The organism is Flavobacterium frigoris PS1 (genome assembly GCF_000252125.1).
GTDB classification, from domain to species: domain Bacteria; phylum Bacteroidota; class Bacteroidia; order Flavobacteriales; family Flavobacteriaceae; genus Flavobacterium; species Flavobacterium frigoris_A.
In genome coordinates, this window is record NZ_AHKF01000010.1 from 138,375 (window position 1) to 161,025 (window position 22,651).

Below are 22,651 nucleotides of genomic sequence, written 5' to 3' on the forward strand. Positions count from 1 at the left end.
AAATTATTTGGAAACTTTTAACTTACCTAAATCACAAATCCCATCTCTTAAAGAATGTTAAAAAGTAATAAACTAAAGTTAAACGCTTGTTTCATTAGCCTTTACTGTAATAACTTTTCGTAAATTTAGACTATGGAAAATATATTAGTAGCAGGTGCTAATGGCACCACAGGAAAAAAAATAGTAGACATTTTAAATAAATCTCAACATTATAACCCTATCGCAATGGTTAGAAAAGAGGATCAACAAGCCTATTTCACGGACCAAAACATTCAAACTGTATTAGGTGATTTAGAAGCTGACGTTAATCCCGTTTTTACTAGTCCTATTGACCGGGTAATATTTGCCGCGGGTTCAGCGGGAAAAAATGTGATAGGAGTCGATCAAGAAGGCGCTAAAAAATTAATTGATGCCTCTAAAAAAGCAAATATCAAGAAATTTGTAATGTTGAGTTCTATGGGAGCTGACAAACCTGAAGAAGCAACTCAGCTGCAAGACTATTTAAAAGCAAAACACAATGCCGATGAATATTTAAAAAATAGTGGTTTAAGCTATAGCATTGTCAGACCAGGAACTTTGACGAATGACTCTCAATTAGAAATGATTGAACTAGAGCAAAAGTTAAACAAACATGGTGAAATCAGTAGAGCCGATGTTGCACAAACATTAGTGCAAAGCTTAGAAGACAAAACGGCTGCAAATGCCACTTTCGAAATTATCAAAGGAGATACTTCAATCCAGAAAGCATTGCATAAAGTTAGTTAAGACAATATTTATTACGCAATTTAGATTGATAAGAGAAAGAGAATACAATTATTGATTCAAAATAAAAACCTGCAAGGACTTTATAGACTAAAGTTCTTGCGGGTTTTTTATGTGATCTTGAGCCGCGACGGAATTATAAAATGTATCTAAATTTAGTTTATTGCCATGAGATAAAACGCAAACATATTCAAGTTCTTCCTCTGCTATTTTCACAATTGCATTCTGTTTTAGGAACTTATATTAGATCGTTTTTCGTCTATTTTTAAATAAATAAGCAAACTAACGGCCAAAGCGGAGCATATTGAAAAACCAACAAAGAGTGGCAACGCTGTTTCTTTAATGAATCGGCCAATAAAAATACTGATAGGAACAGCCATAATTGTAGAAATAAAACCCGTTACTGCAGCAGCTATTCCAGCAATGTGTCCAACGGGTTCCATGGCCATGGCACGTACATTCCCGAAAAGGAAACCAATACTAAAAAATTGCAATCCAAAAAACAGCAACAAAATACGCACGTCAGGATTCGGTGTATTATAAAATAAGGAAACATAGGTCGCCGAAACTACGAAGAAAGAAACTAGAGCTACAGTAATTAATTTTTCCATTCCGTATTTTAAAACCAAAACGCCATTTGAAAAAACAGCCGCGCCAATTGCTATTGCCAATCCGGCGAATATGTATGGAAATTCTTCCTCAAGATTATATTGATTCTGGAATATTTGTTGCGAACTACTCAAATACACCATAAAAGATCCGGTAATAAAGCCTGAGATAACAGTAAAACCTATAGTTTTCTTGAATTTGAGCAATTCTTTAAACTCTCCTATAAATCCTTTTTTGGAAAAAACTTTCTTGTTCTCAATAGATAAAGTCTCTGGCTGTCGTTTCCAAAACCAGAATGAAACCAATATACTAATCACGACCTGAATATAAAAAATCCCATGCCAGTTGAAGTAATCAAGGACAAATTTACCCAAGGCTGGTGCAACCACAGGAACGAGTATAAAAACAACCGTGACAAATGACATAATTCTAGCCATATAATCTCCGCTATACATGTCGCGAATAATGGCGATACTTATGGTTCTAGGAGCCGAAAGACCAATTCCTTGCAATATCCTTCCTAAAACCATCATTTCTAAACTTGTGGCGTTTACACATATAAAACTGGCGCCAATAAACAAGGCAAAACCCATATAAACTACTGGTTTTCTCCCTAAACTATCAGAAAGCGGACCAAAAATTAAAGGCCCAAATCCAAGTCCAAGGAAAATCATTGTAATGAGTAATTGATTATCAACAACATTTGTAGTACCAATTGATATACCAATAATCTCAAGCGCTGGTAATAAAGCATCGATTGCTAAAGCCACCACGGACATTAGGGAAGCCATAAGTGCGACAAACTCAAATTGAGAAGTCTTAATTTTTTTTTGCATCCTGCAAAAATAAGGTTTTGAATTGGTTTCTGCATTGTTTAACATAAATCTAAGAATCATAGATTATGAAACGTTAGCTGCAGCGCTTTATTTAAAAAGCTAATTTAGAATCGTTTGGTTCTTCTTCTTAGCTCTTTATTTTTTTTACTGTACCATTGACTGTACAACAAGCCTTAACCGTGTTAAATATCGTTCCGAACTTCTCAACATTCTTCTGAAGTAAATCAATATTTAAACTATCGTCTTGACTGTAAATGATCAATTCATACTGTATTTCATCCATTCTTGGTGGTTTTTCAAGTCGCACAGCATTTACCGTTAATTCAGCACTTGAATATTCAAAATTCATCATAACAGAAAAACGAGCTACATTTTTCAGAATACAAGCTGAAAAGGAACCTAAAAATAATTCGGCTGGATTAGGCAAACTAGCTTCTGTATGGGGAGAAATCCCAAAACTAATCTCAGATTCTTTGATATGTACCCCTGCATCTTTATTTGAGGAAATACTTGCTTTGACAGAATAGTTCATAAAGTGATTGGTTTTAGTACTTAGTAATGTGATTTATATTCATGAAGACTATGTTCACAAATGATAATTATTGGTTCTTAATACTCTAATGTACTTTAGCTATTCCATAAAAACAAGTCTAAAAACAAGCTTCTTTACCATAAGGATTGGAATCAAAGTCAATTGTAAAGTTAAACTTTTTGTCATCTTTGCCTCTTGTATATTCCACATAATCCCAATTTCCTGAATGTGTTACTTTATATTCTCCGTTAACCTCTGTGGCTATTTTTTCAGAATAGTATTTTATAATTGTGGGATGCGCACCAGCTTTAGTAAATTCTTCTCTAATAAAAATTAAATCTATCGGCGCTTTTTGGCCTTTGTATTTAATTTGGATCGCATCTCCTTTATCTGTATAACTTAACCATATCATTCTTGAAGCTACTTTATCGTCTCTGAAACAGATATAATGATCTATGACGGGACTTATACTATCAACATTTAAGGAGTCTGCTTTTTGATTCTTTACCGTATTTTGCACAACTGGTTTATCAGCAGTACTTTCTAGTTTGTTATCTAAATTAACTGAAGGAGAATTCTCTGTGTTTTCTTTGCAAGAAAAAATGAACAATATAATTATTAAAGTCAGTACAATTTTTTTCATAGTGATTGTTTTAGGCCTAATTCAAACTTGCTTTGAACATTCTCAATTCATCCCAAGAATATTTCTCCCCGAATTGATCTTTCATAGCCGTCAGTGATTCTTCTTTGTAATGCTTGAAGGCTTCCCCTAATTCCTTGATTTTATCTTGTGGCATTATGTCCTGAACACTTACTTTTTTAGATTGAATCAACTTCACTAAATGACTTTCGATGGTTTGGGTGGTTAATTTCCTAATTGTCGCAATGTCCTGGATAGAATTCTTGTCAATCCAAAGCTCATAAGTGATCTCTACAGTCGATTTTTTGGGCGCTTTACTATCCGTTTTTTTCTTTGAAGTGTAGCGCTCCAAGTCTTTTTCGTCTTCAATTAAAGTGACATGCACTTTCTTGAATTGATTTTGGATCGCCTCCGTTTTTCTACTGACGTATTTTTTTATTTCGTCAGAAGTCAATTTTTCTTTCGAAATAGGCTCTCCTGCCACCACGGTTTCAATCAGTAATTTGGCTTTCATCAATCGCAAAACAGCTTTGGTCTGTAATTCTTCCAATACAATTAGCTCGTCATAAAATGCTTTCACTTTCTTAATGCGCTTCACCTCCTCGAGTTTCCACAAGATCTCAAAAACTAAATCATCCATGGGTTTCAGGAAATAACCCAAAGCCGCTTGAATCCTTTCTGATACATGAATCAAATCAACCGTTTCAGAGTTGAAGATTTTATTGAGCTGATGTATAAATTTTTTAGATGGATCCAATAACGAATCGATGGCTATTAACTGTTTCGCTGCCCAAACGGAATGTTTTGATTTCTCTGAACTTTCTGATTTTTCTGAATAACTGAACTTGTGGTTGCGCCATTCTTGTGCCAAATCAGCCCAATCAAAACTGTTAATCAAGTAATTATGAATGAAATTTTTGGTTTCGAAATGCAATGAATTTTTTAACAATTCCTCTGAAGCTTTATTTAGCGAGTAATCCATCACATCCTGGTCATTAGAAATGCCGTTCATACGCAACGGAGAGAGTAAAATAAGTCCTTCTAACGAACGCAAACGCGATAAAGCAACATATGCTTGTCCTGGCATAAAAACCTGCGAAACATCAATTGCAGCTTTGTCAAAAGTAAGACCTTGACTTTTGTGAACTGTAATTGCCCATGCTAATTTGATTGGATAATGCACAAAAGTCCCCAAAACCTCTTCTTCAATTTCCTTAGTTGCCTGATCTACCTTGTAGCGAATGTTTTGCCATTCGTATTTCTCCACTTCTATGGTCTTGTCTTCCTCTGGAAAATGTACAAGAATTTCTTGGCTTGACAACGACTTGATAATTCCCATCTTGCCATTAAAATAGTTCTTATCAATAGACAAGTCGTTTTTCACAAACATAATCTGTGCTCCTATTTTGAGCTTTAGGTTTTCTTCAATCGGAAATATTTTTTCAGGAAAATCACCCACAACATCCGGTTTGTAAGTAATCAACTCTCCTTTTAAATCATGCAAAGCCTGCGAATTCATCGTATCCGCTTTTGCATTATGCGTAGTCAAGGTTATATATCCTTTATTCGCCTTTAAATCAAAATCAGGTTTAACATATTTGTTCAGCACCTGAATATCTTCAGGAGTGATTTGGTTGTTACGTAAATTATTCAAAACTGAAATAAATGTAGTATCCGTCTGACGGAAAATTTTTGATAATTCAATATACAACGGTGGATTTTGTTGCACTACATGCGAATGAAAAAAGAATTTCCCTTTGTAATAGGCACGTAAAGTTCGCCACTCCTCATCCCGAATCACCGGAGGCAATTGCAATAAATCTCCTATGTACAAAACCTGTACCCCACCAAAAGGTGTGGTCTTCTTGCGAACCGTCTGCATCATATAATCCATGGCATCCAACAAATCAGCACGAAGCATACTCACTTCATCAATAACCAGCAGTTCCATGTTTCGAATCACTGATTTTTTCAGCCCGCCCATTTTAAAATGCCTGCGCAAAGTATCCTTTGACTCGAATTTTACGGTTTCAGTAAACTGAGATTCAACATTAAACGAAGGTATAAATCCGCCGAAAGGCAATTGAAACATAGAATGTATCGTCACACCTCCAGCATTTAGCGCAGCAATACCAGTAGGTGCTACTACCACCGTGTTCTTATGTGTGGTCGCAATAATTTCACGTAAAAGCGTAGTCTTTCCCGTACCTGCTTTACCAGTCAAAAATACAGACCGTTGTGTTTGATTAATAAATTGTAAGGTGTATTCTGCGGCTTCGGATATGGCTTGCATTAGGCGGATAGATTAAATAGAAATATTTTTTGAAAGGCTTCAAAACTTCTCTTAAAATGAGTTGAATTAAAGCGTAGTAAAAGTAACTTTTTTATAGTCCGAAAAATAATATCGACTAAAAATATAGAACCAATATTAAGGATATAAGTGCACTATAAAAAGCAATGCCTTTATTCTAAAAGTAGAATAAAGGCATTGCTATGATTAAAAAACCGAGAGATTATTTTTTCTCTTCTGTTTTAGCTTCAGTTTTCTCTTCTACTTTATCTTCTGTTTTAGCAGCAGTTTTGTATTTGTCATTTAAAGCTTTCACGATATCTTTAGTGATATCATACTTTTCTTCAGCATACAAAACAGATGCAGCATCTCCTGTACCATAGATATAAGCGTATCCTTTTTCCTTACCGTAAGCTTTGATGAATTTTTTCACACCACTTACTAAAGTATCCATTTCACTTCCGCTTTCTTGTTGCAATTGTTGCGCCAAAGCTTGTTGAGCATAACTCAATTGTTGCTCTCTTTTTTGCAATTCAGCTCCCTTTTTTTGAGCCCATTCTTGACCGTTTGCTTGTGCTTGACTTTGAAAGTTAGCAGCATCTTGTTTGAAACGATTAATTTCTGCTTCTAACTGTCTTCCTTTTTCTTCAGACTGTGCTTTGTATTTTGCTTCAAGATCTTTTGCTTCTGTATATTCTTTCATTAATACCGAAGTATCTACATAAGCTGTTTTTACTTCTTTAACTTCTCCAGTTTTGTTACATGCAACAACTGAAATAGAAATTGCGATGATTAATAATACTTTTTTCATTTTGGTTTATTTGTAATTTAAAGTGTTTGAGACAAAAATATAAAAAATTAGGTAGTATCCTCATAAAGTTTGAAAATTACCAATTATTTATACTATTAGATTTTACTATCGAAAAATGCTAAAGCATAATTTCGATTTATAAAAAATGGCTTTATCAGCGCTAAAATGGGCTCGTTTCTAGAAAACGGATACATAATCCGTATTTAACTCAAAAAACAATCCTTAAAAGCGCCTTAAAATCGATTTTACTTGTTTTTTAGCACATAAATGTGTGATGAATATTCAAAATTCCGTTTTGCATTCCAGTTTGACTGTAAGCCTACAAAAAATGCTTTTATAAAATTCATTTTCCCTGATTTGTATTTTTCTGAAAGCAAGCTCACATAAAAAGAATCAAATTTCATAGGAAGCACTTTTTCTAATTCCATTCCTTCTTTTTCGAAAAGTGATTTTACTGCTTTTTTAGAGAAATGCCAAAAATGAATTGGTACATCATAGGCAGCCCAAAAAGCACCATAATGTTTTGCATCGAAAGATTTGAAATTTGGAACCGCCACAATTAATGAACCGTTTGGTTTTAATAATCGTTTCAACTCTTTTATCTGATTATCTAAATCAGGCACATGTTCTAAAACATGCCACATAGTAATCACATCAAAAGAATGATTTTCTAATTCTGCTGTATCTTCGACAAATGAAACTTCTTTTTTTATGGCTATCGCTTTTGCTTTTTTGCTTGGCTCTACTCCTATTATCTGCCAACCGTTTTGTTTTGCAACAGATAAAAAATCTCCCGTCCCAGCACCAATATCCAAAATTCTTCCTTTGTTTGGTTGAAGTGAATTGATCAGATTCAATTTATTTTTTAGCGCTATGCTTTTTACAAAGTGGTAGGCTTTTTCGAACAAGGACCTTTTGCTGTCCGTATGCGAAATGTAATCTACACTTTCGTAATACTTACCCAAGTTCTCTAAACTGGGTTGCGGATAGGTTATCAACATATCCATTGTTTGGTCATGGTACAAATCAAATGTTTCTTTAGAAACAGAATGGTCTTTTACGGTGAGGAAATGTTTTTTATTTGAAATGTCCATCAATTAAATTATATGTGTTTTATGGTTTTTAGCATTAAACCCTGAAAATATTAAAAAATGTTTTCAGGGCATCATTATATTTTATTTTAAAACTATTCAGCCATAGCAAGGCTTTTGGAGATAGTTTCACGTGGAACAAATTGATTTGAGATTTAAGATTCTATGTGCTTGATTAAAGACTAAAATCAAAGAACGTTAATCCAACATCTGCAATCACAAAACTTATCTTCCCATGTATATCAACAATACCGAAATATCACTTGGAGATACTCCACTTATTCTTGATGCTTGAGAAATAGTGATTGGTCTAATTTTAGTCAGTTTTTGTTTGGCTTCAATAGACATTGATTTGATTTTATGATAATCAAAATCCTCAGGGATTTTCACGTCTTCTAAACGAGTTAACTTATCAGCATTGTTTCTTTCCTTTTCAATATAACCTGAATACTTAACTTGGATTTCTGCTTGTTCCAAAATTTCCTGGTCCACCTCATTTTGTTCTACATACGTTTTTACCTTTTCGAATTTCATTACATCTTGCAAATCTATTTGAGGTCGAGAAAACACTTTAAATAATTTATCTCCTTGCGTAATAAGTGCCGTTTCTTTTGATTCTAAAATAGGATTAGCCTCTGCAACCGAAACACTAGTTTCTCTAAAGAACGAAACCATTTTTTCAGACTCCTTCAACTTATGCTCCATGCGACGTAGACGCTTTTCAGAAGCCAAACCTATTTCATGACCCATAGGTGTTAATCTGAAATCAGCATTATCCTGACGCAAGAGCGTTCTGTATTCTGCTCGAGAAGTAAACATTCTATAAGGCTCTTCTGTACCTTTAGTAATTAAGTCATCAATTAAAACTCCTATATAAGCTTCATCTCTTTTCAAAATTAACGGCGCTTTCTCATGCACTTTTAAATGCGCATTGATTCCTGCCATCAAACCTTGAGAAGCTGCTTCTTCATATCCTGTCGTTCCATTTATCTGACCAGCGAAATATAATCCTTCAACTAACTTCGTTTCTAATGTATGTTTTAATTGTGTTGGTGGAAAATAATCATACTCGATCGCGTAACCAGCACGAAGGAATTTTACGTTTTCAAATCCCGCAACAGATTTCATTGCTTTATACTGTATATCCGCAGGAAGCGAAGTTGAAAAACCATTCACATAAACCTCACAAGTCTTCCAACCCTCCGGCTCAATAAACAACTGATGTCTTTCTTTATCTGCAAAACGATTTATTTTATCTTCTATGGACGGACAATATCTTGGTCCCATACTTTTGATACGACCGTTAAACATAGGAGAACGATCGAAACCTTCTCTTAAAATATCATGAACATCCAAAGAAGTATATGTCATATGACAAGATCTCTGATGAATCAAAGGTGTAGTTAAATCAGAATAAGAAAACTTATCTGGCTTAGCATCTCCTTTTTCCTCGTTCATTTTAGTAAAATCCAAAGAACGACCATCCACTCTAGGAGGCGTTCCAGTTTTCATTCTACCAGATTCAAATCCTGCATTTACTAAATCTTCGGTAATGCCATAAGCTGCGCTTTCGCCAGCTCTACCCCCGCCGAATTGCTTTTCTCCAATATGAATTAATCCATTCAAGAAAGTACCATTTGTCAAAACTACTGACTTCGCTTTAATTTCAATTCCAAGCGCAGTACGAATTCCTTTTACTTTTCCACCTTCGATAATCAAGCCCTGTACCATCTCTTGGTAAAAATCAAGGTTAGGAGTTCCTTCTAACATCATTCGCCACTCTTCAGCAAAACGCATACGATCACTCTGCACCCTTGGAGACCACATAGCAGGACCTTTAGATTTATTCAACATCTTAAATTGAATAGCAGTCCTATCTGAAACAATTCCAGAGTATCCGCCTAAGGCATCAATCTCACGAACTATCTGCCCTTTCGCAATTCCGCCCATAGCAGGATTGCATGACATTTGCGCGATATTTTGAAGGCTCATTGTAACCAATAAGGTTTTCGAACCAAGATTAGCGGCAGCGGCAGCGGCTTCAGAACCCGCGTGACCAGCACCAACTACAATTACATCGTATTCTTCTTGAAACATTTATCTTTATGAATTTGTTCCCGATTACCGGGAGTTCGATCCAGACAACAAGTATAAAAGCTGTCGTCAAAATCTGAATTTAATTTAAGTTCCTATCGGAACTTCATTGCTGACCTGTATTTATTTCACGATGTTCCACGTGAAACATTCTCTTTTCGAAATGAATCTGTTGCTTACTGTTCCACGTGGAACATCGACAACTTCTCGTCTTCCTTCGAACGCATTAACCGCTCGTCTACTTCTCCTTTATCCTTGTATCCGCAGTAGTGTAAAATACCATGCGCCATTACTCGCTTCAACTCGACTTCAAAAGAAACGTTAAAGTCATTAGCATTGTCTTGGACACGTTCTACAGAGATGAATATGTCTCCATTAATTTCGTTTCCTACAGTATAATCAAAACTGATAATATCAGTCAAATTATCATGGTTCAAATATTCAAGATTGATTTTGTGTAGATATTCGTCATCACAGAAGATATAGCTTATCTCACCTTCTTTCTTGTTTTCTGATACTATAACTGCAGATATCCAAGCGGCAACAGCTTCTTCTTTATCTAAGTTAAAGTCACTTTCGTAATTAAAATTGATCATTTTTTATTAAAATATTCTTGAACCTTTAGGTTGAAATTGGAGCGCAAAGGTAATGATTGTCTGTTTAATATCTCAATGCTATTCAAATAATCTAACAAAGCATCTGGCAGTACTTTGGATTGATTGCTAAACTCCCTTTTATTTGATTCTGATTGCCTTTTACTTTCCTCCCCTTGCTGTTGCAAAGCAGTCTTCAACTTCAATAATTCTTGCTTAATATTTAAGATCTTTTGAAGTGTCTCATTTTTAAAACCTTTATTCAATAATTGCTTTTCTAATTGCTTCATTTGTTCCAAAGCACTTCCCCCACTTCCTTCCATGCCTTGCTTCTTTAATTCCTTTTCAAGCGCTTCTCGAAGTAGTTTTTGTTCCTTATAAATTTCTATTATTGCTTCCGCATCGCCTTCATCACCACCTTGAGAATCTCCTTTTCCGCTTTTACTGCCATCACCGTTATCGTCTTTTACCCCATCTCCTGGCTTTTCACCTTTCTTCATTCCTTCCTTTATCCTGTCTCCAAGACCTTCCTGTTTTTTAATAATATCAGGCAATTGCATTCCTTCACCACTACCTGGTTTAGGCTTTCCTTCTCCCATGCCTGACAAGGAATTTTGCATATTACCTAATAATTCGCTTAGGAAATCGCCTAATTTGTTGGCCCCTGCTATTGCATATTGCTGATGGGAAAGTCCTTTTGGTATTTGCGCATCAGAAAGGCTCTCAAGAGATTTGTCAATATTGTATTGCACATTCCCTATCTCTTTGGTAATATCTTCAGCTATCTTTGGGTTACGCAACGAAAGCGCAAACAAACTATCATCAACATGTTTGAACTGCTGTTTTAAATCCTGCTGAAAACGTATGTTTTTATTGAAAGCAGGTGAACCTCTTCTTAGATCACTAAATTGTGACATAACCTGTTCTTGTGTCAAAGAAAAAGCCAAAAGATTGTCGAGGATTTGCCGCAGCATTTTTACATCTTCCTCCATTTGTTCCTTTTCATTTCCTGCTAAACTCTCCCCCATTTTTTGCGCCATGGATTTCAATTTCTTTGCCGCCGACTTTTGTTTACTTTTCGCATCATTTTTATTATCCTTCTGCAGTTCTTCTGAAGCTTTCTTCAAATCATCAGTAATACTTTTTTCTGCTGCACCATCCTTAGGAAGATCCATAGGAGATTTCAATTCCTTGTTTTCCTTTTCAAGCGACCTTAATTCTTCTTTCAGTTTTTCAAAATCTGCCGTAACATCCTTTTGTTTATCCAATGAATTCTCTTTGTCACTTTCCGTTAATTTATCCTGTTTATCTCCAAGTTTATCCAATTTGTCAGCTAACTGTTCTGCTTTTTTCTCCACATAATACTTCTTGGTTAATTCAACCAATTGAGCCAAATTCTTAATTTGATTTTTACTATTTTGCTTGAATTTATCTAATTTGTTCAATAGCTCTTCGTTCTTGATTTTGTCATTCAATTCTTTTAACTCATCCAACAGCTTTTGGTTTTTCTCTAAATCGGTATTGGCATTTTCCAATCTCTTTTTTAAATCGTCTTTAAACTCATCTTTTGAATCCGACTTAAATTCATCTAAATTTTTCTTCATCTTAGCTGTAAATTCCCTCATCATCTCATCTTGTTTTTTTTGATGTTGAAGAAAATCTTTCACATTTTGTTGCTCCTTAAATTCAAACTGATCTTTTTCCTTACCCGATTTTTGAAGCTTTTCTATATCAGCAATTTGTTTGTCTTGTGTTTTAATAGACTTTTGCAAGCTATTAATATTCTCATTTTGCTGTTGAAATACTTCATCTTGTTTTTCTTCGTCAGTTGCAATTCGATCAGAGAAAACGGATGACTTCGTACTTTTGTTTCTATGAATGGCATCATTATCAAAAACCTCAAAATAATACTCATAAGAAATTCCCTGCTCTACTCGAAGCGTACTAGGAAAAGAAAATACAAATTGTTGAAAAGTCGACGACTTTACCGCTATTGTTCCACGTTTGGCAGATTCAGGTTTATTCATTGGATAATAAACAACCTGCAATTTAGAAATTCCATAATCATCTGACAATTGACCTAAAATATAGTCCTTAGCCACATTCAAACTGTCTGGAGCATTCCTTACTTGTATAGAAGGATACTGATCTTTAACTACTGACAGCTGATAATTCAACTTTTCATAGTTTTCAACCTTATCATTTGAAGTAACAATTTGATAATCTGTATTTTGAAAGACATTTCTAGATAATGAGAATACATTTTCAGCTCTTACAAAAGGAAAAGTAGATTTCTCAGCCATCCACTCGACTTTCTGAGTAGCATCTGTATCCATTTTCCATGTCACTCGTGTCCCTTCTGGAATGACGGCATTCCCTGTTCCGTTTATAGATTCTGCCTTTCTATTTAGATAAGACGGAAAGTCTAAATCCATTTTAAAGTTAGAAATAGAAGGAACTTGAATCACCTTTAGTAAATAATCTCTAGAAGAAACAGAATTCCCTTTAACATAAAATGAAACATCACTACTGGGCTTTACAATTTTAAACTGAAACTCACCTGGCGACGTATTTTCTAAAAAATAACTTTCATCGTCAATGAATATCATTACATTTTCTGGAACTACTTTACCAACTGTTTTAAGCTTTAGCACAAAATCCTTATTTTGCTCGGTTTTCAAATTGTTGTTCAATATGACAAAATCAAAAGGAGCTGGCGCCAAAAAACTAGAATTAAAATGCACTACTCTATTTAAACTTTGAGAAATCATCTCATTATTTCCCGTTAAGTAAAAGACCGAAAAAAACAATATCGGAGCCAAAGCTACTGGCAAATATTTTTTGTTAGACTTAAAATCGACAGCATTACTAAAAGGAATTGGCTGCAATGCATTAGCTTTTTGATCTATCGAAGCTACTAACAATTCTGAATTATCCTTTCTATTATTAGAATTAGAAAGCTGTAGAAAATTAGTTAATGTGTCATTGACATCGCCAAAGTGGTTTCCTATAATAACCGAAGCCTGATCGTAATCGATGCCTTTTTGAAACTTATATAATTTAAATACTGGAAAAAAAATAAAACGAAAAAGCATGAAAACCTCGACTGCAACAAATGTCCAAAATAACAATGTTCGTCCCAGGGGTTTTAGCCAAAGAAAATATTCTATAAAAAGAGTAAAAAGAAAATACAATAATCCCAAACCAATAAAAAATACTATTCCCCGTATCAGTTCGTTGACGTAAAACTTTTTAATAAAAGCTTCTAACTTAAGATAGATGATATTTGCTGCTTCCACGATTTATATTGCTTTATATAACCAATAAATGTAACAATTTATATGAATAAAGAAAAGTTAAAAAAACTGGAATTTAATCAATTGAAAATTAACCTCTTTTCAATCAATCCGTTTTAGCGTTGGATTTGTATCTTTGAACCAAAATTTATAAAAATGTCGAAGCAAGTTCGAGTGCGTTTTGCACCAAGTCCTACAGGACCTTTACATATCGGTGGTGTTCGTACCGCATTATTTAATTATTTGTTTGCCAAAAAAAATGGAGGTACTTTCTATCTTAGAATTGAAGATACCGACCAAAATCGTTATGTTCCAGGAGCGGAAGCATACATAATGGAAGCTTTAGAATGGTTAGGAATTGCACCTGATGAAACCATTGGAAAGAACGAAAAATTTGGCCCTTACCGTCAAAGCGAAAGAAAACATCTATACAAAGGATATGCTGAACAATTAATAAATTCAGATTGGGCTTATTATGCTTTTGATACATCAGAAGCTTTAGATGCTTTTAGAAAATCTGAAGAAGAACAAGGAAAAACGTTCATATACAATCATACTAACAGAGAAAAACTAGATACTTCTTTAGTGATTTCGGCAGAAGAAACAGCTAAACGTATTGCTAATGGAGAACATTATGTGATCCGTTTTAAAACTCCTGTAAACGAAACTTTACATTTGCAAGACATTATCCGTGGTGAAGTAAAATTTGACACGAATCTTTTAGACGATAAAGTTTTGTTTAAAAGCGATGGTATGCCAACGTATCATTTAGCGAATATTGTTGATGACCATTTAATGGAAACCTCACATGTTATTCGTGGAGAAGAATGGTTGCCATCTATGCCGTTGCACGTTTTATTATACAGAGCATTTGGTTGGGATGCACCTGAATTTGCACATCTGCCATTGATTTTGAAACCAATTGGAAACGGAAAGCTATCAAAACGTGACGGAGACAAATTAGGTTTTCCGGTATTTCCACTAGAATGGAAAACGGAAGAAGGAATTTCATCTGGTTATAGAGAGAAAGGATTCTTTCCAGAAGCTGTTGTTAACTTTTTGGCTTTATTAGGATGGAATGATGGAACGGACAAAGAATTATATAGTTTAGAAGAATTAGTAGCAGCTTTTGACTTGAACAGAGTTCATAAAGCCGGAGCAAAATTTGACCCAGAAAAAAACAAATGGTTCAATCACCAACATTTAATCAAGCAAGAAGATGCCTCTTTGGCGCAAGCCTTCACTCCTATATTGGTAGAAAAAGGATTTACTGTTGATGACAATGTTGCGACAAAAGTGGTTTCTTTAATTAAAGAGAGAGCTAATTTTATTTCTGAATTTTGGGACTTGAGTGATTTCTTTTTTGTTGCTCCTACAGAATATGATGAAAAAGCAAGAAAAAATTGGAAAGCTGAAACACCTGCATTAATGCAAGAATTGATTTCGGTTGTTGAAGAAATAACAGATTTCACGTCTATGAATATCGAAACAATTGTAAAAGATTGGATGACGAAAAACGAAATTGGAATGGGTAAAGTAATGCAACCATTTCGTTTGAGTTTAGTTGGCGCCCTCAAAGGTCCTCACCTATTTGATATTGTTGAAGTAATTGGAAAACAAGAAACGATTCAACGAATACAAAAAGCAATAGCAAGTTTATAAAAAATTAAAAGTCCCGATAATCTCGGGACTTTTTTATAAGTAAAGAATAATATTCCCATTTAAAATTCCAGGATTACCTTTAAAATCATAACCCAGATTCTTAGTATTTAAATTTTTAAGCATATTATTAATTCCATACTGATAGGAAATATTTAAACGAAAATGTTTAACTCCCGCAGTTATGCCTGCGCATGGATAAAAATTAAATTTTGAAATGTCTTCAATATCCTTAACAACCAAAGTGGTACCTGAAATAGTATTATTTTCTTTATTATACTCAGATTTGAATTTGCCACCCACCTGAACAACTGGCCCAAACTCAATACTTAATGTGTTTTCAACCACGACATAACTCAATTGTAATGAAATTTGTGCTGACGCTAATTTTAGATTTACATCCTCATTTGCTAAAATATTATTTTTTGTAGCCACAGAAAAATTATTCTCACTAAACTGAATACCATAAACCATATCCCAACTATTATAAAAATTACCTCTTATTGATAATCCAGCATCCCACCCCAATGCAGGTTTAGTTTGAAAATTATTAGTATTCAAAGTAAACTGGTTTATACCAAAGTTAATTCCAATTCTGTTGGAATCCCGATAACCATATTGTGCCGCCGCTGTGAACGAGATCAATAGTAAAACATAGGTTGTGTAAAGCTTTTTCATAAAATGATATTAATCTATTACAAACCTAAAGTTTTTTTGTAATTTAACAGTAATTTTTAAACTAAATTATACAATTATGAACATTGCATTACTTATTATTCTTGTGTTAGGATTCTTCATCTTGCTGTCCTCCTTCTTTACTGTTAGACAACAAACCTCAGTAATAATAGAGCGATTTGGTAAGTTTCACAGTGTGAGACAATCTGGATTACACCTAAAAATCCCTTTAATTGACAGAGTTGCGGGCCGTGTCAATTTAAAAATTCAACAATTGGATGTTATTATTGAAACCAAAACTAAAGACAATGTATTTGTGAAACTTAAAGTTTCTGTTCAGTTTATGGTTATTAAAGACACTGTTTATGACGCCTTCTACAAACTTGAGTACGCACACGATCAAATAACCTCATACGTATTTGATGTTGTTCGCGCAGAAGTTCCAAAGTTAAAACTAGATGATGTTTTTGAAAGAAAAGATGATATTGCTATTGCGGTAAAAAGCGAATTGAATGAGGCAATGACTACTTATGGTTATACGATTATCAATACTTTAGTTACTGATATTGATCCAGACATTCAAGTTAAAAATGCCATGAACAGAATTAATGCAGCCGATAGAGAAAAAACGGTTGCTGAATTTGAAGCAGAAGCATCTAGAATTAGAATTGTTGCTAAAGCCAAGGCAGAAGCGGAAAGCAAACGTCTACAAGGACAGGGTATTGCTGATCAAAGAAGAGAGATTGCAAGAGGACTGGTAGAAAGTGTGGATGTATTGAATAGAGTTGGTATCAACTCGCAAGAGGCCTCTGCCCTTATTGTTGTTACTCAACATTATGATACTTTACAAGCCATTGGTGCCGACACAAATTCTAATTTAATTTTACTACCTAACTCACCACAGGCTGGAAGCGAAATGCTAAATAATATGGTCGCTTCTTTTAGTGCATCGAATCAAGTGGGAGAAATGATGAAAAAAACGAGTAGAAAGCAAGCTAAGAAAGAAGCTAGAGAGATTCAACCTGCTAAGGAAGAAGATCCTGAAGAAGAAATATAATAATAAAAAAAAAGAGGCTTAACGGCCTCTTTTTTTAAATATCCAATTTTTTATAAATGGAATTACTAAACCTATAATCTTTCCGTAAGGTCCTAGTATAATAGGTGTATAAGACCCTATGATACCTCTTACTATGTTTTTTGGTTCTAAATTTTCCTTTACATCTTGTATTTCAAAATGAAGTTTTTGAAGGCTTAATTCCCTTTCAATCTTTAATATTTCTAATTCCCTATCAATCTGAGCGTATGATGAATATTTTTTTGTTCTCATAGTTTAGTCGTTAAAAAATATTTCTGAGAATTTTTCTAAAAGAGGTCCTTCAACAATATTATATTTTATAAAAAATAATAGTATTGTAAAGAAAAGATAAATTCCTCCTACAATTAAAAATCCTAATGGGTAGCTCTCAAAATAATTTCCAATAGCAAAAGCTAAAGCAAATGAACAAAAGAATAAAACCATAGCGATACCCAATAAAATTAATGAAAATTTTAAAAATGCTGTAGTTGACTTCATCGCCATCTTAAAACTACGTAACTTATAATACTCAAGATTATTTTCTATGTATTTAGTGACATGTTCCTGAATATTCTCTGAATTTTCTTTTAAATCCTCAAAAGCCATATTTTAATTTTTTAATATTCTATTTCTTTTATTTTTGAAGCCTGGCATTTTGCTCTTTTAATTCAGCCAATTTTATTTCAAGAAAAGAAATTACATCTTCTGTTTTATGACTCATATCAGAAAGTATCTCTCCATACGTTTCATCTAAATCTAACTTAGCAGTTGATAGTGTCTCTTTCATTTCAGATGTTAGGTTTTCATATTTATACTTCAAATCTTTTTTGGTCTCTTTATAACCGTCCTTAATTTTTTCCCTAGTTTTTTCACCTTTGGCTGGAGCAAATAAAATTCCTATTCCAGCACCTATTGCCACTCCTCCAATTAGAGCTATTAACGTATTTCCAGCATTATTTGACATATTATTTGATTTTAGTTATTAATACTTTAAAAATACGATATTTATTAACACGCACTTGTTAATAAGCCGTTAAAGTGAATTCTAATAAAGCCAAAACTTAAAATAAAGACAATTGCGACTATAAACGCTTAATATCTATACAACATAAGGGAAAAGAAATAAAACGGCTTTAAAAATGCTTTATAAAAGCCGTTTTTAATCGATAAATATTATATTAAAATAAAAAATAATAGTAATATTCAATAATAAAAAAAACGCCTAAAAAAGACGTTTTTTATTGCTAAAATCTATACTCCTAAAAAAAATCTAAATATTTAAATCACTTAATAAACTTAAAACATTTTCATTCTTTTCTTTACTTTTTAATTCTAAAAGTTGCGTTTTGAAATCCTCTAAATTAATAGTGTCGTTTGCTAAAATCTGAATCGCTACAATTCGAACTGCTGCCAATTGACTTTTCAATGACATCGAATACAGTTTTGTCAATACTTCCAATTCAATGTCTTTTGTCTGAACATTATCAGAATTTGCCAAAATTAAATTAGCAAACAATAAAGAATTATTGTCATTTTTTACATTCTTGATTACCGTTTGATTTATCAAACTGAAATTGTCAATACTTTTTATGTTCTCAACTATGCTTTTTAACAACAAATTTGCATTGTCACTATCTTTCTCTTTTACATATTTATTGATTTCCTTTTGGGTATTCATCAACAAATTAGCTTCTTTCTTACCTTTTTCTTCCCACGCATCTTTCAATCCGACGGTTTTGTTGAACACTAATTTGCCTTCTTTACTGTCTTTATCAACATTAAAATAACCCAAACGTTGAAATTGAAATTTATCACCAGAATTAACGGTTACTAAGCTAGGTTCTACAAATCCTTTTACAATTTCAAGAGAGTTTGTATTCATAAAATCAAGGAAGTTCTTACCTTTATGACTGTCTGGAGCCTCATCAGTAAACAAACGGTCATACAAGCGAATCTCTGCCTCAACAGCATGCTTTAATGAAACCCAATGTAGAGTACCAGCAACTTTCCTTTGTGAAGCTTCACTCCCACTACCGCTTCGGCTGTCTTCATCATAAGTAACATGGATTTCTGTAATTTTACCCTCAGCGTCTTTTACAACACTCTCTCCTTTGATAATATATCCATTTTTCAGTCGGACCTCGTTTCCAAGGCTTAACCTAAAAAACTTGGGCGGTGCTACTTCTAAGAAATCTTCCCTTTCTATGTATAATTCAGCTGAGAAAGGAACCTCTCTGAACCCGGCACTTTCATCTTCCTGATTATTTTCAGCTTCCAGCCATTCAATTTTATCAGATGGATAATTTGTAATAACTACCTTAACTGGATCTAAAACAGCCATTACTCTAGGAGCAGTTTTATTTAAATCTTCGCGTAAGCAAAATTCTAAAAGCGAAACATCAATTACGTTTTCACGTTTGGCCACACCAATAATATCACAAAATTTCCGAATAGCATTTGGAGTATATCCACGACGTCTCAAACCTGAAATGGTAGGCATTCTAGGATCATCCCAACCATTAACAATATTTTCTTGAACTAATTGCAATAGTTTTCGCTTGCTCATTACAGTATAATTCAAGTTCAAACGTGCAAATTCATATTGATGTGGTCTAACCTTGCTATCATCATAAATTTGGTCTAAAAACCAATTGTACAACTCGCGATGCATCACAAACTCTAGAGTACATATCGAATGTGAAACTTGCTCTATATAATCACTTTCACCATGAGCATAATCATACATAGGATAAATATTCCATTGATTACCAGTCCTGTGATGATGGCGATGTAAAATACGATACATCAATGGATCACGCATTAACATATTAGTTGATTTCATATCAATTTTAGCACGCAAAACATGGCTTCCTTCAGGAAAATCACCATTTTTCATTCCTTCAAATAAAGTCAAATTCTCGGCAACAGAACGATTTCTATAAGGACCGTCAATACCTGCCTGAGTTGGAGTTCCTTTTTGAGTAGCCATATCTTCAGAAGATTGACTATCTATGTAAGCTTTTCCATTTTTAATCATGGTAATCGCCCAATCATATAACTGCTGAAAATAATCAGAAGAATACAATTCTTCTGACCAATTAAAACCCAACCACTGTAAATCTTCTTTGATTGCATCTACATACTCCTGCTCCTCTTTGGCTGGATTGGTATCGTCAAAACGCAAGTTAACAGGCGCATTATATTTTAATCCCAAACCAAAATTTAAACAAATAGATTTAGCATGGCCAATGTGTAAATAACCATTAGGTTCTGGAGGAAAACGAAAGCGCAACTGATCCTGCGGAAAACCGCTAGCTAAATTTTCCTCAATTATTTGTTCTATGAAATGTAATGATTTTTCTTCTGTAGACATGTTGTTATATTAAAGAAGCAAAGTTATCAAAAATGTCGTGCAAACGATTAATCGGTAAGTTGTTTCTTTTGTATTGGTAACCAAAAAAAGAAATTATTCGTACTTTTATCGAATAAACGAACAACCACATTAACAAATACATTAAAATGGGAACTATAAAATTAAAAAATATACGCACTTATTCTTATCATGGTTGTCTTATCGAAGAAGGAAAAATTGGTTCTGATTATTCAGTTGATCTGGAAATAAAGACAGATTTAAGAAAATCATGTGTTTCAGATAATTTAGAAGATACCGTAGATTATGTGCTTTTAAATGCTATTGTCGTCGAAGAAATGGAAATTCGATCTCATTTATTAGAACATGTTGCCCAAAGAATAATCACTAGAGTATTTAGTGAGATTCCTGAAGTATCAAGAATTCTTTTGGCAGTTTCTAAGTTAAACCCTCCTATTGGTGGTGATGTTGAATCGGTTACCGTTGAATTAGAAGAGTACAGAAGTTAAACGAACACTAGTTGTTTGACGAGAGACAATCTTTTTTTGAAATTTTATAAACTTAAGCTTTTAAACTCTAAACTTTTTAAGTACTTTTGCCATCCATTCAACAATGGCGTCGTGGCCGAGTGGCTAGGCTGGGCTCTGCAAAAGCTCCTACTGCGGTTCGAATCCGCACGATGCCTCAAAAACCTTCAAAGTGATTTGAAGGTTTTTTTTATGTCTAATTTTTTAGAAAAATAAAATAAAGCATAGGTTCGAATACTTACATTGCCTGAGGAGAACTCAGCGAAACCTATTGTAATATTATCTATAATTTTTAAGAAAAATTTAAAACATTTAGAAAGTAAGATTCATTTATAAAAAAATAAAAAAAAATCAACATAAAAAAACCGCCCTAATTGAGCGGTTTAAATTTATCTATAAAAACAGAGTTAGTTTTGTTTTTCTATATTTTGAAATGCCTTTTTAACCATTTCTTTTTCTTTTGGAAACCATCCTTGTGTTATCAGAACGATACCAAAAATCATTAATACAACGCTTATACCTTTCTTAATTTTTAGTATATTTGAAGGTGTCATTTTTGATTTTAATTGCTTGGCTAATAATATTTTAACGCAATCGACAAGCAGATAAGTTACAATTACGGCACTAAAAAAACTGATCATTCTGGAAGTTTCCATCTCCATTTTTGGACCTATTGAAATGATTATTGCTAACCAAAATCCTAAAACTCCTATGTTGATGATATTTAAAAAAAATCCTTTAACAAACAGACTGAGATAGTTATTTCTAATAATTTCGTTGTCTATTTCCTTAGTGTTTATCCTTTTTTCCTTTCTTAAACTTACAAAGGATATTATTCCATAGGATAACATCAATATTCCACCAAAAATAAAAAGAGCCGGTTTATCTTTCAAACTTTGAATTAATCTATAACTCCCTAAATAGGCAATAGCAATGAAAACAATGTCTCCTAAAATAACACCGAAATCAAAAACTATAGCTGCTCTAAAGCCTTTTATTATACTAGTTTCAAGCAAAATAAAAAACACAGGACCGATCATAAAACTCAAGAAAATCCCCCAAGGAATACCGGATATAATATCGTTTATCATTAAAATTAATTTTTAACAAAAATACAATTAATTACTCCTTCTCTACGATTTTTCCTCCAAAGAGAGTTTCTTTATTAATTTGTCTAGGTTTACCATAAATGTAAACAGAGCCACCTGCTTTTACTTTTGCATCTACCAATGTGCTAGCATTGATTTCAGCATTTCCTCCCGCAGAAACGTTTATTGAGGTTTGAGACGTCATTAATTCTCTTGACTTTAAAACTCCACCTGACATAATTGTTACATCTTGATTAACGGCTTCTCCAGATAATTGAATAATTCCACCGCTAACCGCCTTAACATTTACTTTTTGTGTATCTAATACTACATTTATCTCTGCTCCTTCCCTAGCATTCAAATCCATTATAGTTTGCTTAAAAACAGATTCTCCTGAGACATACGATCCTTCACTAGCTGAAATTCCTTCAATGTTTACAAAATACAGTTTGATAGAAACATCATCTCCTGACAATAATTTTGGAAAAGGCATTCTTAATTTCAATTCGCCATTATTGTTTACCACTTCCACTTCACTCTCCCTGTTTCCAGTAATAACTACTTTATTTTCTGAAGCTGGGATTAGCTTAACGCTCAGCTTGTCAAAAACTTTTACTTCATTAAAGTCACCTAAATTTTTGGTTACTTGTGCAAAAGTTGCTTGAGCAGCTAAAGCAAATACTAAAATCAATACTTTTTTCAT

20 protein-coding genes and 1 tRNA gene are annotated in these 22,651 nt (G+C 33.6%); 5 read left to right on the forward strand and 16 right to left on the reverse strand.

Annotation, left to right across the window (positions count from 1 at the left end):
• The first annotated feature begins 132 nt into the window (after positions 1-132).
• Positions 133-765: an SDR family oxidoreductase gene (locus HJ01_RS03000; protein ID WP_007136806.1), complete on the forward strand. Its 633-nt coding sequence runs from the start codon at positions 133-135 to the stop codon at positions 763-765.
• A gap of 227 nt (positions 766-992) precedes the next feature.
• Here the strand turns inward: HJ01_RS03000 and HJ01_RS03005 are convergent, their stop codons facing one another.
• The 9 genes from HJ01_RS03005 to HJ01_RS03045 form a co-directional block, all read right to left on the reverse strand.
• Positions 993-2,207, reverse strand: coding sequence for a multidrug effflux MFS transporter (locus HJ01_RS03005; protein ID WP_040473674.1), 1,215 nt, complete (start codon positions 2,205-2,207; stop codon positions 993-995).
• A gap of 127 nt (positions 2,208-2,334) precedes the next feature.
• A complete protein-coding gene (locus HJ01_RS03010; RefSeq protein WP_007136809.1) occupies positions 2,335-2,739 on the reverse strand; it encodes an OsmC family protein in 405 nt (134 codons plus the stop codon).
• A gap of 118 nt (positions 2,740-2,857) precedes the next feature.
• Positions 2,858-3,382, reverse strand: coding sequence for a hypothetical protein (locus tag HJ01_RS03015; protein WP_007136810.1), 525 nt, complete (start codon positions 3,380-3,382; stop codon positions 2,858-2,860).
• Between the two features lie 16 nt (positions 3,383-3,398).
• Complete coding sequence (locus HJ01_RS03020) at positions 3,399-5,672, reverse strand: helix-turn-helix domain-containing protein (protein WP_007136811.1); 2,274 nt, start codon at positions 5,670-5,672, stop codon at positions 3,399-3,401.
• Between the two features lie 220 nt (positions 5,673-5,892).
• The gene (locus tag HJ01_RS03025; protein ID WP_007136812.1) at positions 5,893-6,480 is read right to left on the reverse strand and encodes an OmpH family outer membrane protein; all 588 of its coding nucleotides are present in this window, start codon (positions 6,478-6,480) and stop codon (positions 5,893-5,895) included.
• A gap of 245 nt (positions 6,481-6,725) precedes the next feature.
• Positions 6,726-7,574: a class I SAM-dependent methyltransferase gene (locus HJ01_RS03030; RefSeq protein ID WP_007136813.1), complete on the reverse strand. Its 849-nt coding sequence runs from the start codon at positions 7,572-7,574 to the stop codon at positions 6,726-6,728.
• A 222-nt stretch (positions 7,575-7,796) separates the two neighbouring features.
• Positions 7,797-9,668, reverse strand: coding sequence for a tRNA uridine-5-carboxymethylaminomethyl(34) synthesis enzyme MnmG (gene mnmG, locus HJ01_RS03035; RefSeq protein WP_007136814.1), 1,872 nt, complete (start codon positions 9,666-9,668; stop codon positions 7,797-7,799).
• 173 nt (positions 9,669-9,841) lie between these two features.
• Positions 9,842-10,261, reverse strand: coding sequence for an rRNA maturation RNase YbeY (ybeY, locus tag HJ01_RS03040; RefSeq protein WP_007136815.1), 420 nt, complete (start codon positions 10,259-10,261; stop codon positions 9,842-9,844).
• A complete protein-coding gene (locus tag HJ01_RS03045) occupies positions 10,258-13,557 on the reverse strand; it encodes a glutamyl-tRNA synthetase (RefSeq protein WP_040473639.1) in 3,300 nt (1,099 codons plus the stop codon). Before HJ01_RS03045 ends, ybeY begins: the two co-directional genes overlap by 4 nt.
• Positions 13,558-13,710: 153 nt before the next feature.
• On the opposite strand from HJ01_RS03045, the gene gltX reads away from it, so the two are divergent.
• Entirely contained in the window at positions 13,711-15,216 is a 1,506-nt protein-coding gene (gene gltX / locus HJ01_RS03050) for a glutamate--tRNA ligase (protein WP_007136817.1), read from the forward strand.
• A gap of 33 nt (positions 15,217-15,249) precedes the next feature.
• Here gltX and HJ01_RS03055 read toward each other — a convergent pair whose 3' ends face one another.
• Complete coding sequence (locus HJ01_RS03055; RefSeq protein WP_007136818.1) at positions 15,250-15,891, reverse strand: outer membrane beta-barrel protein; 642 nt, start codon at positions 15,889-15,891, stop codon at positions 15,250-15,252.
• Positions 15,892-15,967: 76 nt separating this feature from the next.
• On the opposite strand from HJ01_RS03055, the gene HJ01_RS03060 reads away from it, so the two are divergent.
• Positions 15,968-16,945: an SPFH domain-containing protein gene (locus HJ01_RS03060; RefSeq protein ID WP_007136819.1), complete on the forward strand. Its 978-nt coding sequence runs from the start codon at positions 15,968-15,970 to the stop codon at positions 16,943-16,945.
• 18 nt (positions 16,946-16,963) lie between these two features.
• On the opposite strand, the gene HJ01_RS03065 is transcribed toward HJ01_RS03060, so the two are convergent.
• The 4 genes from HJ01_RS03065 to HJ01_RS03080 all read right to left on the reverse strand — a co-directional run bounded on the left by HJ01_RS03065 (position 16,964) and on the right by HJ01_RS03080 (position 20,336).
• A complete protein-coding gene (locus tag HJ01_RS03065) occupies positions 16,964-17,215 on the reverse strand; it encodes a DUF6327 family protein (RefSeq protein ID WP_007136820.1) in 252 nt (83 codons plus the stop codon).
• 3 nt (positions 17,216-17,218) lie between these two features.
• A complete protein-coding gene (locus HJ01_RS03070) occupies positions 17,219-17,569 on the reverse strand; it encodes a phage holin family protein (protein ID WP_007136821.1) in 351 nt (116 codons plus the stop codon).
• Positions 17,570-17,597: 28 nt separating this feature from the next.
• On the reverse strand, positions 17,598-17,927 hold the full coding sequence (locus tag HJ01_RS03075; RefSeq protein WP_007136822.1) for a YtxH domain-containing protein: 330 nt from the start codon (positions 17,925-17,927) through the stop codon (positions 17,598-17,600).
• A gap of 306 nt (positions 17,928-18,233) precedes the next feature.
• Positions 18,234-20,336: a glutamine--tRNA ligase/YqeY domain fusion protein gene (locus HJ01_RS03080; protein ID WP_007136823.1), complete on the reverse strand. Its 2,103-nt coding sequence runs from the start codon at positions 20,334-20,336 to the stop codon at positions 18,234-18,236.
• Between the two features lie 146 nt (positions 20,337-20,482).
• Between HJ01_RS03080 and folB the strand changes: the two genes are divergently transcribed.
• Positions 20,483-20,842 carry a dihydroneopterin aldolase gene (gene folB, locus HJ01_RS03085; RefSeq protein WP_007136825.1) on the forward strand — a complete coding sequence of 120 codons (360 nt, stop codon included), beginning with the start codon at positions 20,483-20,485 and terminating at the stop codon, positions 20,840-20,842.
• Positions 20,843-20,947: 105 nt separating this feature from the next.
• Positions 20,948-21,018, forward strand: a tRNA-Cys gene (locus tag HJ01_RS17610).
• Between the two features lie 249 nt (positions 21,019-21,267).
• Here HJ01_RS17610 and HJ01_RS03090 read toward each other — a convergent pair.
• A complete protein-coding gene (locus HJ01_RS03090) occupies positions 21,268-21,951 on the reverse strand; it encodes a LysE family translocator (protein ID WP_007136826.1) in 684 nt (227 codons plus the stop codon).
• A gap of 31 nt (positions 21,952-21,982) precedes the next feature.
• Complete coding sequence (locus tag HJ01_RS03095) at positions 21,983-22,651, reverse strand: head GIN domain-containing protein (RefSeq protein ID WP_007136827.1); 669 nt, start codon at positions 22,649-22,651, stop codon at positions 21,983-21,985.